The 17,675-nt window shown below is 39.6% G+C and carries 18 protein-coding genes and 1 pseudogene; all 19 read right to left on the reverse strand.

The genetic code is table 11. From position 1 onward, the window contains the following. The coding region (locus tag PN447_RS00340; RefSeq protein WP_271759992.1) for a DUF2887 domain-containing protein at positions 1-351 on the reverse strand (351 nt) is incomplete at its 3' end. A gap of 81 nt (positions 352-432) precedes the next feature. Continuing rightward, the gene (locus PN447_RS18650) at positions 433-714 is read right to left on the reverse strand and encodes a DUF4351 domain-containing protein (protein ID WP_271760022.1); all 282 of its coding nucleotides are present in this window, start codon (positions 712-714) and stop codon (positions 433-435) included. A gap of 6 nt (positions 715-720) precedes the next feature. After that, a pseudogene (locus PN447_RS00350) lies at positions 721-1,293 on the reverse strand (Rpn family recombination-promoting nuclease/putative transposase); the annotation flags it as partial. An 88-nt stretch (positions 1,294-1,381) separates the two neighbouring features. After that, positions 1,382-2,371, reverse strand: a complete 990-nt coding sequence (locus PN447_RS00355; protein WP_271759993.1) for an MraY family glycosyltransferase — start codon at positions 2,369-2,371, stop codon at positions 1,382-1,384. A 244-nt stretch (positions 2,372-2,615) separates the two neighbouring features. Then, positions 2,616-3,584 carry a UDP-glucose 4-epimerase family protein gene (locus PN447_RS00360; protein ID WP_271759994.1) on the reverse strand — a complete coding sequence of 323 codons (969 nt, stop codon included), beginning with the start codon at positions 3,582-3,584 and terminating at the stop codon, positions 2,616-2,618. After that, positions 3,581-4,411, reverse strand: coding sequence for a glycosyltransferase (locus PN447_RS00365; protein WP_271759995.1), 831 nt, complete (start codon positions 4,409-4,411; stop codon positions 3,581-3,583). Before PN447_RS00365 ends, PN447_RS00360 begins: the two co-directional genes overlap by 4 nt. A 23-nt stretch (positions 4,412-4,434) precedes the next feature. After that, entirely contained in the window at positions 4,435-5,739 is a 1,305-nt protein-coding gene (locus tag PN447_RS00370; protein ID WP_271759996.1) for a hypothetical protein, read from the reverse strand. Further along, a complete protein-coding gene (locus PN447_RS00375) occupies positions 5,740-6,879 on the reverse strand; it encodes a glycosyltransferase (protein WP_271759997.1) in 1,140 nt (379 codons plus the stop codon). A gap of 241 nt (positions 6,880-7,120) precedes the next feature. After that, entirely contained in the window at positions 7,121-8,128 is a 1,008-nt protein-coding gene (locus PN447_RS00380; RefSeq protein ID WP_271759998.1) for an NAD-dependent epimerase, read from the reverse strand. A gap of 272 nt (positions 8,129-8,400) precedes the next feature. Beyond that, positions 8,401-8,862: a DUF29 domain-containing protein gene (locus PN447_RS00385; protein WP_271759999.1), complete on the reverse strand. Its 462-nt coding sequence runs from the start codon at positions 8,860-8,862 to the stop codon at positions 8,401-8,403. Positions 8,863-9,102: 240 nt separating this feature from the next. Further along, entirely contained in the window at positions 9,103-9,531 is a 429-nt protein-coding gene (locus PN447_RS00390; protein ID WP_271760000.1) for a DUF29 family protein, read from the reverse strand. A gap of 83 nt (positions 9,532-9,614) precedes the next feature. Then, entirely contained in the window at positions 9,615-10,055 is a 441-nt protein-coding gene (locus PN447_RS00395; protein WP_271760001.1) for a DUF29 family protein, read from the reverse strand. Positions 10,056-10,355: 300 nt separating this feature from the next. Next, entirely contained in the window at positions 10,356-11,513 is a 1,158-nt protein-coding gene (locus PN447_RS00400; RefSeq protein WP_271760002.1) for a glycosyltransferase, read from the reverse strand. A gap of 113 nt (positions 11,514-11,626) precedes the next feature. Next, entirely contained in the window at positions 11,627-12,868 is a 1,242-nt protein-coding gene (locus PN447_RS00405) for a glycosyltransferase (protein WP_271760003.1), read from the reverse strand. A 440-nt stretch (positions 12,869-13,308) separates the two neighbouring features. After that, complete coding sequence (locus tag PN447_RS00410) at positions 13,309-14,685, reverse strand: hypothetical protein (protein ID WP_271760004.1); 1,377 nt, start codon at positions 14,683-14,685, stop codon at positions 13,309-13,311. 258 nt (positions 14,686-14,943) lie between these two features. Then, the gene (locus PN447_RS00415; RefSeq protein ID WP_271760005.1) at positions 14,944-15,864 is read right to left on the reverse strand and encodes a glycosyltransferase family 2 protein; all 921 of its coding nucleotides are present in this window, start codon (positions 15,862-15,864) and stop codon (positions 14,944-14,946) included. 155 nt (positions 15,865-16,019) lie between these two features. Further along, on the reverse strand, positions 16,020-16,151 hold the full coding sequence (locus tag PN447_RS18655; RefSeq protein WP_442867061.1) for a transposase: 132 nt from the start codon (positions 16,149-16,151) through the stop codon (positions 16,020-16,022). Further along, positions 16,148-17,281 (reverse strand): glycosyltransferase, encoded by a 1,134-nt coding sequence (locus PN447_RS00420; RefSeq protein WP_271760006.1) that lies wholly within the window; start codon positions 17,279-17,281, stop codon positions 16,148-16,150. The genes PN447_RS18655 and PN447_RS00420 overlap by 4 nt, the downstream gene beginning before the upstream one ends. 138 nt (positions 17,282-17,419) lie before the next feature. Next, positions 17,420-17,671, reverse strand: coding sequence for a hypothetical protein (locus PN447_RS00425; protein ID WP_271760007.1), 252 nt, complete (start codon positions 17,669-17,671; stop codon positions 17,420-17,422). Positions 17,672-17,675: the final 4 nt, after the last annotated feature.

Raw genomic sequence — 17,675 nt, forward strand, 5'->3', positions numbered from 1 at the left:
TAAGATTGATCGATAAGGTATTTCTGACCCCAGTTGATGACCACGGGATTTGAGGATGATTAGTCCTCGGCATGGTCTGCTGATGTTATATTGTTTGAGGTATAAGCAAACTTCTGCAAAGTAGCGCCCATAAAAACCTTTATCTGGTTGCATTTGAGCTTCCAGAAATACTATGGGTAGGTTGGGGTCGTCCCCTATGGGAGTTAATACCCCATCGTGGCGAAATTCTTGTTCTTTGATTACTGGGGCGGAGTATTCAAACTCACAGTCTGGAGGGATTCCCGGTATCAGTTCGGCAAGGATACCTGGTTGAGTTAGGAATATACGGTAAAATAGCTTATCTGTTTTCATCTTTTTTGAGAGCCGCGATCGCACCCTAACTAGTATAAATAGGCGATCGCACCATCACCAGTGTATTTAACACTAATATTCCTATTTTTCCTGATGTGTACCATTTAACCAAGCTTCTAGGTCAGCAATGGTAGTAAAATCTAGGAGGGCTTCCCCCAGGGACTCCAGTTGATTCAGGTCTAGGGAACGGATTTGAGCTTCTTGGTTGGGTGACAATACCCCACAGCGACGATTAACCTGACGGATAATTAACTGGGCTTCACCTTCTTGTCTACCTTCGGCTTTACCCTCCTTAGCTCCTAGTTGAAACACATCCCGATAGAATCTTGTCTGGGTAATATCTGCTGTTTTCAGGTCTAACATCTTTAATATTTCCTCTGGACTGATTTGGGGGAATTTGCTTACTAGTATAGCCTCTATCAAGTCTAGTCTTTGTGTGAATTGGGTTTTGTTCTCTACATTTTGCAGTAGTTTTTGGGCTGCTTCACCCACCCGGTTTTGAGGGAGAACAATTAACTGTAATATTCCTAGGTTAGGACTTAGGTCTGTTTCTGATAGCAAGTCTTCCAGGTAAAGTCTCTGTACTTTTTTCTCTAAATCTCCATAAGGTATTTCTGACCCCAGTTCATGACTACGGGATTTGAGGATGATTAGTCCCCGCCATGGTCCGCTGATGTTGTATTGTTTCAGGTACAACTAGACTTCTGCAAAGTAGCGCCCATAAAAACCCTTATCCGGTTGCATTTGGGCTTCCAGAAATACTATGGGTAGGTTGAGGTCATCCCCAATGGGAGTTAATACCCCATCGTGGCGAAATTCCTGTTCTTTAATCACTGGGGCGCAGTATTCAAACTCACAGTCTGGCGGGATTCCCGGTATAAGTTCGGCAAGGATACCTGGTTGAGTTAGGAATATACGGTAAAATAGCTTGTCTGTTTTCATCTTCTTTGAGAGCAGCGATCGCACCCAGGGTAGTGTTAAAGGCGCACAGGTACAGAAGCTTAGTTGGTCACGGAGTTATTTACTTGCATCATATATCATCTTTTCCGTCTTTTGTCAAAACTTTCTCACGGGAATACGTGGTAAGTTGCTTTAAATACGTTTCCAGAAAGGCGATCGCGGCTATTGTTATGAGTAAGTTTATCCAGGCTCCAACGCTACCTAACAGATAAATGTTCAAGCCTATGGCACTGGTAAATATCATATAGCTAATGGCTACCTGGGAGTGATTCCATCCGGCTTGGTGTAAACGTTGATATAGGTGAGTGCGATGGGCTTTAAAAATGTTTTCCCGGCGCCTTAACCGGCAAATTAAGGTATAAATAGCGTCTCCAGCGATGGGTAGGGTGATGGTTAAGGCCGACCATGCTGGCACAGCAGAGCCATCATGGGAATAATTCAATAGGGCTATGGCTACTGTAGCCCCTAAGACAGTACTCCCTACATCTCCCATAAATATCTTGGCGGGTGACCAGTTCCAGTACAGAAATCCCGCTAGAGCAGCGATTAGCAGCACCCACAGAGGTTGATTTCCCATCACTGCTATCAAACTCAGTTGAATCATGGTTATCCCCCCTACTAGACCATCTAAACCATCCATGAAGTTGTAGAAGTTAATCAGGGCGGTCATACCCAGGATGGTGAGGAGGATAGCGACTGTAATACCAACCGCACCGAGGTTAGTTAACCAGGGTTGGGGAAAGATCCCAAAGAAAGATATGGCAATACTGGCTGCAACTATCTGCACTAAGTATCTCAGTCTAGCTGGGATTTGCCAACGGTCATCCAGCAAGCCAACCACTGTCAGAGGTAGAAGCACTAACCAGATGTGGCTGACATTGATGTGGGCTGTACTGACGGTATTGGGGGTAAATAGCCAGTAAAAGCACCAACTGGTAATGAAAAAGGAGGCTACAAAACCCAGTCCTCCCCCTCTGGGGGTAGGTTGAGTGTGGGAACTGCGCTCATTGGGAATATCTATGAGATGGGCGCTAAGTTGATTTTTGATCAGATAGACCAACAGACAACTAAGCAGGAAGCTCAGGGGAATGAATATGAGGTAAATCACTTGGTATCAAATTGGTATGAGATTTTAGATGTCTAAGTTAAAGCAAGTAGATGCATGGGGTGTAATTTATAACTCTTTGTATAAAATTAATGATTAATATTTGCTACTATAATCTGTAATTGCAACTAGTCAGATCCCCGACTTATGCTGATAATTTTCTCATCTGATCACAAGTATTGATAGAAGTCAGGGATATTTAGACTTGACGAAAGTGACGGGCTGTGTATTGCAGTGCCTCATCAACGCTGATGGGTGGTGTCCAGTTGAGAAGAGTTTGGGTTTTGTGGATGTCTAGCTGGAGCGAGCTACAGAGGCGTTGGGCTACAGCTTTTTTACCTAGGAGGGATGCTGTAAATTCCAGCCACTGGACAGGGATGGGGAGTAACCAGGCGGGTTTTCCTAGTGCATTAGACATCCGTCTGAGTAAGTCAGTGGTAGAGAGGTCTTCGTTATCACTGACTAAGAATGTTTGGTTGGCTGCGGCGGGATGGGTGAGACAGGTAATGATTAAGTCCACTAGGTTGGGCAGTGCTACTAAACTACGACGGTTATGGATAGCACCTAAAGGTAAAGGAAAGCCTTTGTCTAACCATCTCATCATAGAGAGGAAGTTAGCTTTGACACCCGGACCATATACTAGGGGGGGACGGATGATGACTACTTCTAGTCCAGTTTCTGCGGCCAGTTGCCTGAGTTGGATTTCGGCTTCAGCTTTGGAAATACCGTAGGGGTCTTGGGGGGCGGAGGTGTCGTCTGCGGTGAAGGGACGACCAGGAGTGGTTTTTTCACCGTTAACTTTGATGGAACTTAGGTAAATAAAGCGTTTAACACCATGTTGGGCGGCTTGTCGAGCTAGGTTGAGAGTACCATATACATTAATCTCACGAAATTCTTTGAGCGGATTTGAGGCTTTGTCTTTCATGACATGAACCCTTGCTGCTAGGTGAATAACGTAATCGATACCCTTGATGGCTTGTGACCAATTTGTCTGGGGCGTAAGATTGCCCACAACAATCTGCTTTTGAATATCTAGGGCATGGTTTTGGCGCAATGCGGCACAAATTGGCCAACCAGCAGCTTTAGCTTCTTGATAAAGGTATCTACCAATAAAGCCTGTTGCCCCTGTAAGTAATAGGGGTTTTTGGGGATAGGGTGATGAATTCATGAATATTTTTTCCTGGGGTCAAACGGGGCTAGCCAACGATAAATTAGATGGCTGAGGCTGGGGGGGAAAATTGCTCTTAAGATTGGCACCATAACGGCTAAGTATTGCCACCAAGGCAATTTTAACATTCGGCAACCGCGCCAACCAATTTTCGCTTGATCTATTGCTTGACTCAGGCGGTGTTTCTGCTGACTTTTGGCAGTAAAGCGATAGTATATTAAGGCATCTGGGAGATTTGCAAAGCGTAAACCTGCTTTGAGACAACGAAACCACAAATCATAATCTTGGCGACGCCGAATTTCAGGATCATAGTTTCCAGAACGCAAGATTTCTTGCCGCCGAAAGGCAATTGTGGGATGAATCAGGGGGCACGCCCAAATTGCAGACTTGATTTGCTCATGACTATATGGCATTTTTCGGATTAGCCCTGTTTCACCATGCTCATTAATTTCAATCGCAGCCCCCCCGACAATATCAACATCAGGGTTTTGATCCAGAAAGCGGATTTGCTTGGCAAATCTATCTGGTAGACAAACATCATCAGAATCTATCCGAATAACATATTTGCCTCTGGCTTTTTCTGTGCCGATGGACAGACAGTAACCAAGTCCTTGATTTTGAGCATTTCTAATCAGACGTACTCGGGAGTCTTGGCGTTCCATCTCTTGGAGAATTTTCCATGAGCGGTCTGAGGAATGATCATCTATGATCAGTAGTTCCATGTCCTCTGTAAGCTGCTGAAGAATGCTTTCTAGAGATTGCTCCAGAAAAATTTCATCATTATAAACTGCCATTAAAACGGTGGCATTCAAGGAGTTATTATGCATATGATAATGGGTTTGATAAATCTCTACAGAAACTCCTGGTTAATCAGGTTGCTAATATCCAAGATGTAACTACGCCTAATCCCTGTATGAGATGAATCAATAGAAATATTTTGACCATCGTGGCTCCAACGGGGATGTAGGTCGGTTCTTTTTTCCCCATCAAAGCGCCAGGGAGCAAAAAAACGACCAACGCAGAAGACACAATTATTATGCCGATCAAAAAGTAGTAGATGTCTTTGTCTGCGGCGATCTGGATAACTGTCTGTGATAATCCAGCGGCGGTCTGGTGAAAATGAAGGATGCCCATCACCCAAAACATCTAAAATATCTTTGCCAATAACTTCTAGATTGCCCGTAATTACATTAATTCGATAGTATCTATCTCCCTCCCAAGGGTGTCTTGCCCAAACCAATAAATGGTCTTCGTCTTCCCAGGAATAATGGGACACCATCCGATGATCTAATAAAAGTTGTGGAGAAAACTGATGCGAGTTAGTAACGTAAAGGCGTGAGAACTTACCTGCTTTACCTAACCAACGATGCATAAATACAAAACGATTGCCTAGGGGTGAATAAAGAATATGATTTACTTTATGTTCAGCATCAGCCATCTCCGGACGTGGTTGATGATTGGTAAGTTGACTTAAAGATATGATCAGTTCTGCGTGTCCTTTTTCCAGGTCAATTTCCCAGATACCATCTTTATCAAGAGGTTGATTGGGAGAAAAGTTTTGTACTGGGATTTTATAACCATAGTCAGGGCGTAATCTATCCAGTCGTCTGTAATTTAATGTCAATGCTTTATGACCTTGGGGATGAACTACTTGTACAGGCCAAGGAATTTCTTGGCTGTTTCCTCGGGAATCAACCCACACAGAAACAAGATTTTGATGGCTAATTGCATTGAAAACAATCTTCCCTGGGCTATTTTGCGGGCACCATTGAGCCATTGCACCCTGTTGAAAGTTCCAAGCTTCAGTATGGCCAACCACTTGAGACTCAATACACAGGGAGTACAATACTACTGAAATACCTGCTCCCCCATCCCATTGATGGACGAGCATATCTTTCATATCCTTAGACCAAGGTGACTTATCGTAGTACCCAAAAAACTCATGCCCTAGAGGATTAGAGGATTTATTCTTGAGTTCAACTTGAGATACATCTTGCAACAAAACATCAGGATGAAGAGCAAATTCAAATCGGGCTTCCTTGTAAAGGAAATAGTTAAGTTTTAGGTATGAATATTTGAGAAATGAGCGGATTTTAGGAGAGGCATCTAAGAATTTACCAAGATAACGTTCAGTTTTGCTATAGCGATTGTTCACTTAATGCTCCTTTTTTTCAGCTTCTAACATTTTCTCGTAGAGAGACTGATAGGCATTTGCCATCACTTGAACACTGAAGTGCTGAAGTATTAGTTGACGAGGCGAGAACGAGTTATCGCAGGAAATTGACCAAGATTTCAAAGCCATTGCTAACATTTCAGCATTACCTGGAGGAAATAAATTGCCCACTTTGGAAGATGTCTTTTCTATGATTTCACGATGAGGGGGAATATCCGAGAGGATAACATGCAATCCACAAGACATAGCCTCAAGAACTGAGTTTGGTAGACCCTCAGCCCACGACGCAGAAATTAGAGCATCTGCACAACAAAGCCAAGGGCGAACATCAGAAATTTGACCAAGAAGACGAATATTCAATGACGATGGTAATTTTTCTAATGCTTCTTTACAAGCTTGTTCCAGATAACCCCCACCTAAAATAACCAGAACTGCGTTTTCTAGTTTTGCTCTGGAAAAAGCATCAATAATTAAGAGAGGATCTTTACGGGGTATGAGAGAACCAACTACAACAAATACAGTCGATAATAAAGACAATCCCAAAGTCTCCCGTAAATAACTGCGTTCTTGGCTGGAAGTAACAGGAGCAAACCTATCTGTATCTACTCCATTGGCAATAAAATGGCTGAATATATTATATTTTTTTAGTTCCTCCGAAATACTGCTTCCACACCCAACTACATTCGGTAAGCGACGTAGCGTACTAACATGACTTCGGGCCATCAGGTTACCCCGAAGGTTGCCAAATTTCCTTGGGTAATCAGCATAGGGATTATTACGTGCTGTAGTGACTATTGGTAATTTATCTCTCAAGTGTAATGCTATTGCATCTGCACGAATACCTTGGGTATGTAGTATTGCTGGATTTATGTCTTGAATGGCTTTCAGAAAGCATTTTTTCCCCCGTACAAAAGTCATTAATCTAGACAAGCCAAGACTTTTCCCAGGAATATCTAATTCCTGGAAAGCCCTATTCATGGAATCTTCTGGCTCTTGAGAAAGAGTTAGAAGATAAGGCTGGAATTTCCTTAGATTAATATGCTTTATTATATATAGCAGTTGTTGTGTCGGACCAGAACGACGTAGGGTAGAAACTGCATAGAGAATTATTGGCGTTTTCATATACTTCACGACCTCGTTTTTGACTTGCAATCCCAATCTGTAATGCACGAGCAGGGTTTTGCCATAATCTTAAAATTCCATCAAATAAAGCATTATTGGATGTTTCTTATGATTCAAGTTTGAAGTTATATCCCCGACTTCTGAACACAATCTTGTTATCTGCTCACAAGTGCTGATAGAAGTCGGGGATATTTGACCTTGACCTATTAACTAAGATTGTGTTTTCACACTTAAATTTAATTTACACCTGGTAATAATTCCTATACCAATCTATAAAACGCCTGATACCCACCTCAATGGGAGTAGCAGGTTTAAAGCCCACATCTGCAATTAAATCATCAACATCAGCATAGGTCATGGTCACATCTCCGGGTTGCAAAGGCAACATATTCTTTTGCGCCTTCATCCCCAAGCAGTCTTCTATCACCTCAATGAAATGTAACAACTCCACTGGATTATTATTCCCAATGTTATAAATTTTATAGGGTGCTTTACTAGTACCAGGGTCAGGTTTATCCCCCGACCAATGAGGATTACCTTGGGGAATAGTATCGATAACTCTTACCACCCCTTCGATAATATCATCAATGTAAGTAAAATCACGTTTCATTTTACCATAATTGAATACATCAATGGGTTGACCTGATAAAATGGCTTTGGTAAATAAAAAGTAGGCCATGTCCGGTCTTCCCCAAGGACCATAAACGGTAAAAAAGCGTAGTCCCGTGGTGGGTAAGCCGTAGAGGTGGCTGTAAGTATGTGCCATTAGCTCGTTAGCTTTTTTACTACCAGCATATAAACTAATGGGATGGTCTACATTATCATGGATGGAAAAGGGGGTTTTAGTGTTGGCTCCATAGACAGAACTGGAGGAGGCAAATACTAAATGTTTGACTTGCGAGTGACGACAACCTTCTAAGATGTTGGTGAATCCCAGAATATTACTGTTAATATAGGCGTGGGGATTTTGGAGAGAATACCTCACCCCAGCTTGGGCTGCGAGGTTGACAACTACATCAAATTGATGTGTTGTAAATAGGTTGTTGATTCCCTCTTGATCCGCTAAGTCCAGTTGAGTAAAGGTGAATAGCTGCTCTGATTGCAGTTGAGCCAGGCGAGCTTGTTTGAGGGAAACGTCATAGTAGTTATTTAGGTTATCGAGTCCTACAACTTCCTCACCGCGGTTCAATAATCGCTGGCTCAGGTGGAAGCCAATAAAGCCTGCAGCACCTGTAACTAAGATTTTCATTTTTTTTAACTTCCCAGTCAATATTACAGATTAAGGAAATAAATTTATCCTATTCTAGACATTAGGGTGTTTTGTCGTGATGCCTAACACTCTTAGTTAAGATGTTGTTTGGTAAGTTTTCATCTGTAATTGTCATTACATTACATTTCTACCCCCCTTAGTCCCCGATTTCCAAGGGGGGAAACCTGAAAATCCAGTTCCCTCTCCTTAGCAAGGGTTAGGGATGGGTGAAAGAATATCTGGTTCACTAATTGTGAATTTAAAAACATCCTCTAAGGAAACCAATTCTCATTTAGAATTGCCTCCAGGTTAGTAATAGGTTCGACTGGGAAAGTACTTAGGGGTAATTGCGATCGCCTGGAAGCAATTTCCCTTGCGTCTTGATAACATTCTATAAATATCTCTTTTAGATATGTATTGAGGCTGGGACTCGCTTTTAATTCTCTTTTGATCTGTTTACGAAAGTTAGTGATCTCGGCTTGCCAATGCGCTAAATTTCTCGGTTTTTCCGACTCCCAGTAAGTGCTTTTTAACAGGTGCTCTATTAACAGGGTGAGTAAACTTTCCATGCGTCTTTTCTCCCGTCTACTCAAATCCCAAACCTCATCAATTAAGTTATTCCAGTCAACGGAGTTAAAGTCATGATTCTCCAGTTGTTTCACAGTTTCCAGTACCCAGAGATGGTAATCAGTGTCATATAAGGTGGGAGACACCTGTGGTAATTTGGTTTCCATTCTACCAGCTTCCTTATCCTGCGGTTGGCTTCAGCTATTCCTATTTTAAGAGGATGTTTAGTAAGTTATGATTAGTGTATCAAAATAAGAGTTGTTGGAAGACAAGCGATCGCCCTCTGAAATTTCTTAGTAAAGTACTTGTGCGATCGCCTTCCATTGTATTAATAAATTTTGACACGCAGTATATTTGTATTTACATCATGGCACTTAGTTTACATTGCAACCGTTTCACAATCACCATTACTTTTCAGCTAAAATCAGAGCTAATCCCAGATCAATAATCTCCTGGCGATCGACCATTTTCTCTAATGTTTCTATATCGTAAATCCCCTCTGCTACTTCCAAGGATGCAGCATTGAGGGCTTGTTCATAGCTATCTTCCAGACAGAGGCGCAGTTCTGGAGGTTGCAGATAATACCCTCCTGCTTTGCGCCGTTTATTTTTCCTTTGAATCTCCATAGCCGAGTTACGAATAGAAACATGCCAAGAACGTGTAGTCCTATTTTCAGCCTGTTGTTTAATTAGATGCAGGAGCAGAATTTTCCCATGACTACAAATATTATTGATTTTGTCGTCTCTGCTCATTTCTTCTAAGTCTTCAACAATGGCTAATGCCCCAGAAATATCACCTTGAAGCAACAAACCTTTTAATTCTAAGAGTTCTTCCATAGGTTAGGGTCATCTAGCTTATCTACTGTATATCTCTCAATTAGTTTATACTTGGGTATTATAGCGTAGTTGGTGAAAACTATTCAGGTGTTGCTGTTGGCTGTGGGGTCAATCAAAGCCAGAGCTTGATTGATAATTTCCTGTTGATTCACCAAGTTTTCTAACTCTTCGGTTTCGTAACGTCCCCCTTCTACTTGCAGAGAGGCTTGATCAATAGCCATGGGGTAAGCAACCTCTAGGATTTGAAGTAAATCTTCTGGGTTTAAATAATATCCCCCTGCTTTGCGCCGCTTATTTTTCTCCCTAATTTCTCTGACACTATTGCGAATAGAAACATCCCAGGAGCGCGTGGTACGCTTTTCCGCCTGTTGCTTAATTAAGTGCAGTAGCAGTATAACTGTGTAACTACGAATATTATTAATTTTGTCATCCCGACTCATTTCTTCTAAGTCTTCCACCATGGCTAATGCTCCGGAAATATCACCTTGAAGCAACAAACCTTTTAATTCTAGGAGTTCTTCCATAGCTGAGGATGATTTATAACTTAGCTCTTTTCATAGCCATATTTTAGCACTTTAAAATTGATTCCTAATGTTCCCTGAGCGAAGTCGAAGGGAACAATATCAGGGGGAGGAAGTGAGGTGAAGATAACCCCAAGAGATTTTAGAGATGATTCGGGGGATCGTGGTTTCGACTTCGCTCAACCACCGAAATCAATACAGACCACATATCGACTTCACGCTGGCGACCACCGGGTTTGGGTTGTGGAATCATCTCACTGCTGTATGTTCCCTGAGCGAAGTCGAAGGGAACAATATCAGGGGTTAGTATTTATGTTGGCTATTAAATTTTACTGTGTAAAGTTCTTGATACAGTGACTCATAAAGGCTTACCACATGATTAATTTCAAAGTTTTCCTGAATCCGATGGCGAGCTTGTTCCCCCAGGGTGAGACGCGGGGAACTTGGGAGACTGAGTAAGGAGTCGAGAGCCTCAGCTAAACCGATCATGTCATCAGGAGCAACAACTTTACCTGTGTCCCCAACAATATAGGCTGAGTCCCCCACATCGGTGACCACACAAGGAACACCACACCCCATGGCTTCACCTAAAACATTGGGAAAGCCTTCGCCATAGGAAGAAGGGGAAACTAAAACATCTAGGGAAGCCATGAGCCGGGGAATGTCTTGACGCAGACCTAACAAATGGGTGACATGGCTGACTTGAGCCTTGTCCATGGCTTGCATCAGTACAGAATTATCAGTATCAATACCACTTCCCGCCAGCAAGAAATGGGCATCTGGTCTTTTTTGATGTAGATAGCCAGCAGCTGCAAAAAAGCCTGTATGATTCTTCTGGGGGTCAAAGCGAGCAATCACACCCACCAAAGGTGTATCGGCTGCAATTCCTAACTCTTGTCGTACAGATTCACGAAAGTTTGGGTTGGGGTGAAATCTTTCTAGATCAAAGCCGTTGGGTGTGACTATGAATTTATCTGGAGCATAACCAAGTGATGTATGAATATCCTTCGCTATAGCAGAACAGCACTGAATGCGATGGGGAATAATTGGGGATAGTCGCGCACATAATCCTGCAACCAAGCGAGTAGTGGCTTTATTCTTTTCTTTGGATAGGTCACTATGGCGAATATTCCAAATTACCTTTGACACTCCAGCCATAGGAGCGGCCAATCCCCCCAGTAAGTCAGCATGATACATCCAGGTATGAACTATATCAGGTTGACTGTGTTTTAATAACTTGACTAGCTTGAGTAAAGCCAAGGGATTGGGAATTGTGCGACTCATACCCAAGCCTGTGACGGGAATACCCAAGGACTGAATGCGTTCACCGATCGCACCAATATCAGTTAGGGATATGACTTGAGGGGTAAATTCTGGTGATAACCGCTCTAGAAGTTTGAGCAGCATCATTTCTGCACCACCAGTGTTGAGTCCGGTGATGATGAGAGTAAGTTTAATCATAATTGACACTATTCATGTGAAAGGTAGTGTCAAACCTACTTTTTTGTCGCACCCTCAGCTTGTGAATAACTTTAACAACCATATTTTGAATGTTTGGGAGTCTGAGTTAAAGACTAGGGGATTTGTTTTCTTCTGAATTTAGTGTTGAGAATAAATTCAGATAAGTTTGTCATATGGTGATGGTAATTAAATACTTCACGACCTCGCCTTTGACCTGCAATCCCAATCTGTAATGCACGCTCCGGATATTGCCATAATCTTATAATTCCATCGGCTAAAGCATTTGATGTGTCTCCTGATACAATCTCTGCATGGATTCCGGCATCCAAATATCGGGTAACATCTGGAACATTGGTAGTTAACACTGGACGCCCTGTTGAAAGAAACTCAGGTAGTCTAGTGGGAAATGCAGCCTTAACAGTTTGGCAATCAGGACGAGGTAACACTAAGCAATTGGCAGAACAAAGTGTAGAAAGGTAATTTTCATCACTTACTCTCCCCAAGAAACGTACACGAAAACGTAAAATTTCATCTTGTTCGCAAATCTGGCGTTGTTTTGCCGCAGGTCCAGATAAACCATCTGTGCCCAAAACGTCCAAACGAATAGGACACCCTTTGGAAAAGGCTATTTTGACTGCATCTAGTAAGTTTTCAAATCCATCACCAAATTTACAAGTGCCTGCATAAAGTACAACAAACTGTTTATCTTTAATTTCTGTATCTGGGGGTTTTAGTTGCTGACTGAGAGAATAATCAAAAATACTAGGAAGAATCAAGCAAGGAATTTGGTGACGAATGTACTTTTCTGAAATATAATGGGTGATGGCAATTACACCTTGAGAACCCAAAAGCGGTAAATGACGTCCTAACCAATCGTCATAAAACATGGGATTAATCAGCCAGCTTTTAAATCGGCTAGGGGGGAACCACTCCACCATATCGTAGAATAGTGGAACACCATAAAAACGTGCCAGCATGACCACAGGTAAATAAGATATTACACTTCTGCCATAAATTATGATGCTGTCAGCTTCAGCAGTGTGTATTAGTTCATAAACCCTGACCCAGCTTTTGTAAATAGCTTGCAAGTAGTTCCAAATGCGTTGGATAAGCGATAATTTTCTACCATCATTCTCGTAACAGTTTTCAGTTTCGTATTTGATATTTTGCCAAGATAGTTCACCCGTATTTGTGCAATCTTCATTCCGCAAAGGTATACGCGCAGTTGTTACAACAAGCACTTCAAAACCGTTTTCGTTCAATCCCTTAGCCAAAGTCCTTATTCTTGATGCAGCAGCACTTCCAAATGGGAACTTAAACCAACCAATAATTAATATTTTATGATTTTTCTGCATAGAAGAACGAAATTTCTTTGTAAGAGGATGTTTGAAAAGTCAAATTTAGTAAATAATTAAGCCAGTCGTCGTAGCATGACACCAATCATTGCAATATAGATAAAAGACTCAGAAGTTTGGGGTAGTCTTTCAGAGGGTGTTTGAAAAGTTTTAGGTATTTAAAAATTAAGCAAGTCGCTTCAGCATAATACTGATAATCTCCAGACTGACAAGATTATATCTGAAAATATAAATTTTTGTAACAGCATTGGACATTTCGGTTCTTCGGTACTTTTTATGGAGAAACCAGTTAAAAATCATTGAAAGCCTTATTGTGTCGGCATTTCATTGAAAATATTGGGCATAACTGTTTATAACCATTACCCCGTAAGGGTTTTGTTGTTATCAATCCTCGATTACCATAAAATCTATGCAAGAACCGACATTTCTTGGTTTAAATATTATTCCCTCCCAATTTTGGGTAATATGGGTTTTACACTCTTGTTAGTGAAATCCAGGATAACAAAAACACATAGGAGAACCATAGCTCTTAATATAGAATTATGATTGTGGAAAACTAACCCCTTAAAATTAGCTATAAAAATCATTAAAGACCCGCATACTAAGGTTAATCTGACAATATTTGTTTTAGCTTTGTTCACAGCAATACCGAAAAGAAATATAAAAATAATGTATAGAAAAACCGATAGGATTAATCCACCAAAAAAAATTAGTCTTACATAACCAACGTCACTACTTATAGGAGATGTAGGGTTTAGGAATAGATACATGCCGTCCCCAATCAAAAAAGATATTAGATTATCAGGGATGTGAATATGACTAGTTAATAGATCATTTAATGTCGAAGAATATTCAATATTGCCATATGTTATTGCGTCGATAATTCCAAATATTGCCTCTTCTACCCAAAGTAGAGTTTTCTCGGGGATAAAATTATATAGTTGTATGGAACTTAATCCAATTAATAATACCATAAATACGAATGCACAGTTTTTTAACAGCCATTTCACAAAATTTACAACCAGTCTTTTTTCTAAAATGAGAGATATCAAAAAAACTGGCATGCTGATCAGCCCAATTCTTGCATTGATTAAAATTGGAACCACCGCCATAAAACTAAGAATTAAGTAATACACATTTCTTTTCTTAAGAAAGAACCAAAGTGCAGAACAACAAACTAGTCCGTTGAACAATGGATATGAAAATAAATGCCCCGAAGCTAGCCCATAACCACGTCTTTGAGCGAGTGAGGTTAGCTCACCATCTAGTGCTATCTTTTCATCAGGTCTAAGCAAACTCAAACTAATGTAATCTCTTATTTCTCCGCTGGTTAACATTAATAAGCAAAATATAAACTGTACGAAAGTAATCAAAAATAATGACTTAATCAAATCCTCAGGAGCATTTCTCGATAAAGACTTAAACATTAGGTAGATGGCAACTGAACCTAAAAAAGTTTCCAAATAAACTCTAAGGGAAATAATGGAATATAATTGTCCAATTCCCATATAAGCGATAGAATTACCAAAAAAATCAAATATAAAAGAATATGCAATAATTACACCATAAGCCATTGAAAATAGAAATAATGTTTTGTTTTTTAAGCCAAGTACAAAGTCTTTTTTGTGAAACAAAAATGAAAAACCGATTATTCCTAAAGGTAATATAACTGTGGTGGCCGGAACAAAAAATGAAAATGATGGAATATATATGTATAAAAACAGGATTACATTTAAAGCAATTTCATATAATTTCTGTTTTTTCCCTTTATTTATTCCTTTATTTATTTTTTTGAAACCGTATCGTTGATATTTCATATTTGGTAAATATTATGAAAATACGAGTTAATGGATATCTGATAGATTTAATGGATAAATTACAAGTCAGTGCTGGCGCTATCTCAGTAATTAATGTTTGTTGTGTTGTTTTCAGAAGCGATTATCAACAGACAATCAAAGGAGTATGATATTTTACCACCAAACAACAGAAGCTTTTATTTATGTCGCAATGATTCGTTTATTGCTAAAACAACTAGCGTAATCAACATCACTTCTTCTAAACTCTTCAACATCCTCTTAACAAGAAAGATCGTTTTTCCATAGACGAATAATATCAGTAAAAGCAATGTATTGATAACGTTGTGAGCGTAAACGCTGCTTGACTAATTTAACCGCTTGAATTTTCAAAATATATGCAATTATGAGTTTCTTGATTGCATTTAGTACAGCACCTAAAAAATCCATAACACTGCCGTTAAGCTCTCTAAAAGCAAGCCAAGATAAACTCAGTACAAGGAAAAAATGGTTTAAAGGACTACGTTTTGACGTTATAGAAGATGGATCGTTTCTTAAGGCTAAACAAAGAGGTTCAGCCAGAGATGCAATTTTACCTCTAGATGCTAAACTTATCCATAGTCCGTAGTCTTGTGCTTGTTTAAATTTTTCATCGTACTTTACTATCTCTTCAGCAATTTTCCTTCTGAACATAACTGAGCTATGCATAAAAGTCGAGCTGCCTGATTTCAGTTTTTTTCTACAGTCTCTATCATTTATCGGAGGTTTTGTCACCAAGACGCGCATACATGACATATCAATGGAGTAACAAAATGAACTAACGAGAACATATTCTTGGTTGCTCTCAAGAAAAACAACTTGCTTTTCTAGACGGCTAGGCAAAGCTCGATCATCAGCATCAATTCTAGCAATGTATTTTCCTACAGATTTTTCTATACCTCGATTCAGAGACTTTGTAAGACCCATATTCTGATGGTATAAATACTTTATTCTATCATCCTTAAATCTATTTACTACCTGTTTTGTAGAATCTGAAGAGCCATCATCAATGATAATCAATTCCCAGTTTTTATAAGTTTGATTTAGAATACTTTCGATCGCGTCCTCAACATACTTTTCTCCGTTGTAAACAGACATTACAACACTTACTAAAGGTTCATGTCCAGAAACATTTTCAGTTAAATGCTTTGTCTTTTCATCCATCTTCTTAGATCCCCACACCCAAGATTATTTATTTTCTCTTCCTACCTTTACTCTAAAAATAAGTTTGCTTCTCCAATATCCGATGCAAACTATTTGAGAGCATTTTTAGATTTTGCTAAACAATGGATTTTCTTCCATCTCCCATCTTTTCTATACTACCGAAAATAGTGGTAACCAGTTTTCCCTGAAGGGAAGTCGTGAGGGAGCATTAGCCATGCACAACTACTGGTACAGAGGATGTAAAGTATGGCATTTCCCACTGCTTCCATATTAACATTACGTTTTATATATCATTACTAATTGATTTATACATTTGTGATATGTAATCTATGTATATTCCCTTATTGTATTTATTGTTTAATAAACTTCGAGAATTTCTTCCAAAAAGTTCTAAATCAGTTTCGCTACTTACTAACTTAGTTAACTTGAGTAATACATCTTCCAAAGTAAGTTCACACAGCATACCATTGTCTGCAAAGAACCTTTCTCTCGTAAAACCACGGTCAGATAGCAGGAGTGCATTACCTGTATACATTGCTTCCAAAACACTCTGAGATGGGTAATTATCTGGTTCTATCAAAGAAACAAAAATTTTACTCCGCTCTAGCTCTGGAATAATTTTTGTTTGATAACCAGTTATCACTTGACCTGATAATATTTCTTCTGCAAGTAAGTTATTGATTTCATCAGATTGTAGACCTTTGCCAAAAATGTTAACTTTCCAACTTGAATGATGCTTTAAAAATTGTTTGACAACTTTTGCAAATAACCATCCATTTTTTCTGGGAATCAATCTGTGAGCAAATATAATAATATTCTCTTTGTTATTCCATAGTTTATCTTCACTGATACTATACTCTGGGTTAAAAAAAGCAATAGGAGCCTGACTAATTTTATCGCGGGGTATAAAATCCACAGCCTTGATATAGGTTGAGTCGCTAACAGCATTAAAGTAATCGATTTTTGCCAAGGTATTTGGTCTATATGATGATAACTTTCTAACATATTCTGGACTGGTGATTTCAAATATTACCTTGCCAATATTTGTATTTTTCTTAACATCAAAAGCTATTCTCAAATCTAGAAAAATATGTAAAACATCAAGATCAATATTTTTGATAACTTTATTAACTTTCAGATCGTATATTTTTCTTACTATACGATTAAAGCCTGTATATCTTCTCAGAGAGAAAAAACTTTTTAATGTCCTTAATTTATCCACGAAATCTGATTCAATTACTATGCAGTCAGCATCACTTAAATATCGTCTGTATTCTCCAACAGAAAATAAATTAAACAGTCTCTTTGAGATAATTAGCTTGCATTCTATCCCCCTAAGATTCAGTTCATAAAATAACTTAAGTGCTCTTTTCTCAGCACCACTAATAGTAGGACTATCAATATAAATTGCGTACATTATAAGCCTCCTGATCAATTCAATTAAAGATAAATCACTTCCTACTATATAGCTCGCACTTAAGACTGTGTTTGACAAGTTAGAAGTCGAGTATAAGAAGCAGTGATGGTATAAGTTCTGCCTCTTAAATTGTTATTTTCAATGTGGTTGCATCTCACTGAAAATACTAACGCCAAGGTGAGAGAGCTTTTTATTCATCTGATCATAACCTCGATAAATTTGCCATGCATTGCTAATATTAGTTGGACTATCTGCTACCAAACCGGCAATCATCAAGGCTGCACCGGCTCTTAAATCCAGGGCTGTTACTTCAGTTCCATGAAGTTTATTGCCTCCCTGAATGACCAAAAGATTATCCTTAACTTCATAATTCATTCCCATTTTGGGCAAGGCT

The organism is Anabaena sp. CS-542/02 (genome assembly GCF_028331085.1).
Lineage (GTDB): Bacteria > Cyanobacteriota > Cyanobacteriia > Cyanobacteriales > Nostocaceae > Anabaenopsis > Anabaenopsis arnoldii.

Coding starts and splice junctions, on each gene's coding strand:
- PN447_RS18650 (WP_271760022.1), bottom strand. CDS start 714: ATGTTAGACCTGAAAACAGCAGATATTACCCAGACAAGATTCTATCGG.
- PN447_RS00360 (WP_271759994.1), bottom strand. CDS start 3,584: ATGAATTCATCACCCTATCCCCAAAAACCCCTATTACTTACAGGGGCA.
- PN447_RS00365 (WP_271759995.1), bottom strand. CDS start 4,411: ATGCATAATAACTCCTTGAATGCCACCGTTTTAATGGCAGTTTATAAT.
- PN447_RS00375 (WP_271759997.1), bottom strand. CDS start 6,879: ATGAAAACGCCAATAATTCTCTATGCAGTTTCTACCCTACGTCGTTCT.
- PN447_RS00380 (WP_271759998.1), bottom strand. CDS start 8,128: ATGAAAATCTTAGTTACAGGTGCTGCAGGCTTTATTGGCTTCCACCTG.
- PN447_RS00385 (WP_271759999.1), bottom strand. CDS start 8,862: ATGGAAACCAAATTACCACAGGTGTCTCCCACCTTATATGACACTGAT.
- PN447_RS00390 (WP_271760000.1), bottom strand. CDS start 9,531: ATGGAAGAACTCTTAGAATTAAAAGGTTTGTTGCTTCAAGGTGATATT.
- PN447_RS00395 (WP_271760001.1), bottom strand. CDS start 10,055: ATGGAAGAACTCCTAGAATTAAAAGGTTTGTTGCTTCAAGGTGATATT.
- PN447_RS00400 (WP_271760002.1), bottom strand. CDS start 11,513: ATGATTAAACTTACTCTCATCATCACCGGACTCAACACTGGTGGTGCA.
- PN447_RS00405 (WP_271760003.1), bottom strand. CDS start 12,868: ATGCAGAAAAATCATAAAATATTAATTATTGGTTGGTTTAAGTTCCCA.
- PN447_RS00410 (WP_271760004.1), bottom strand. CDS start 14,685: ATGAAATATCAACGATACGGTTTCAAAAAAATAAATAAAGGAATAAAT.
- PN447_RS00415 (WP_271760005.1), bottom strand. CDS start 15,864: ATGGATGAAAAGACAAAGCATTTAACTGAAAATGTTTCTGGACATGAA.
- PN447_RS00420 (WP_271760006.1), bottom strand. CDS start 17,281: ATGTACGCAATTTATATTGATAGTCCTACTATTAGTGGTGCTGAGAAA.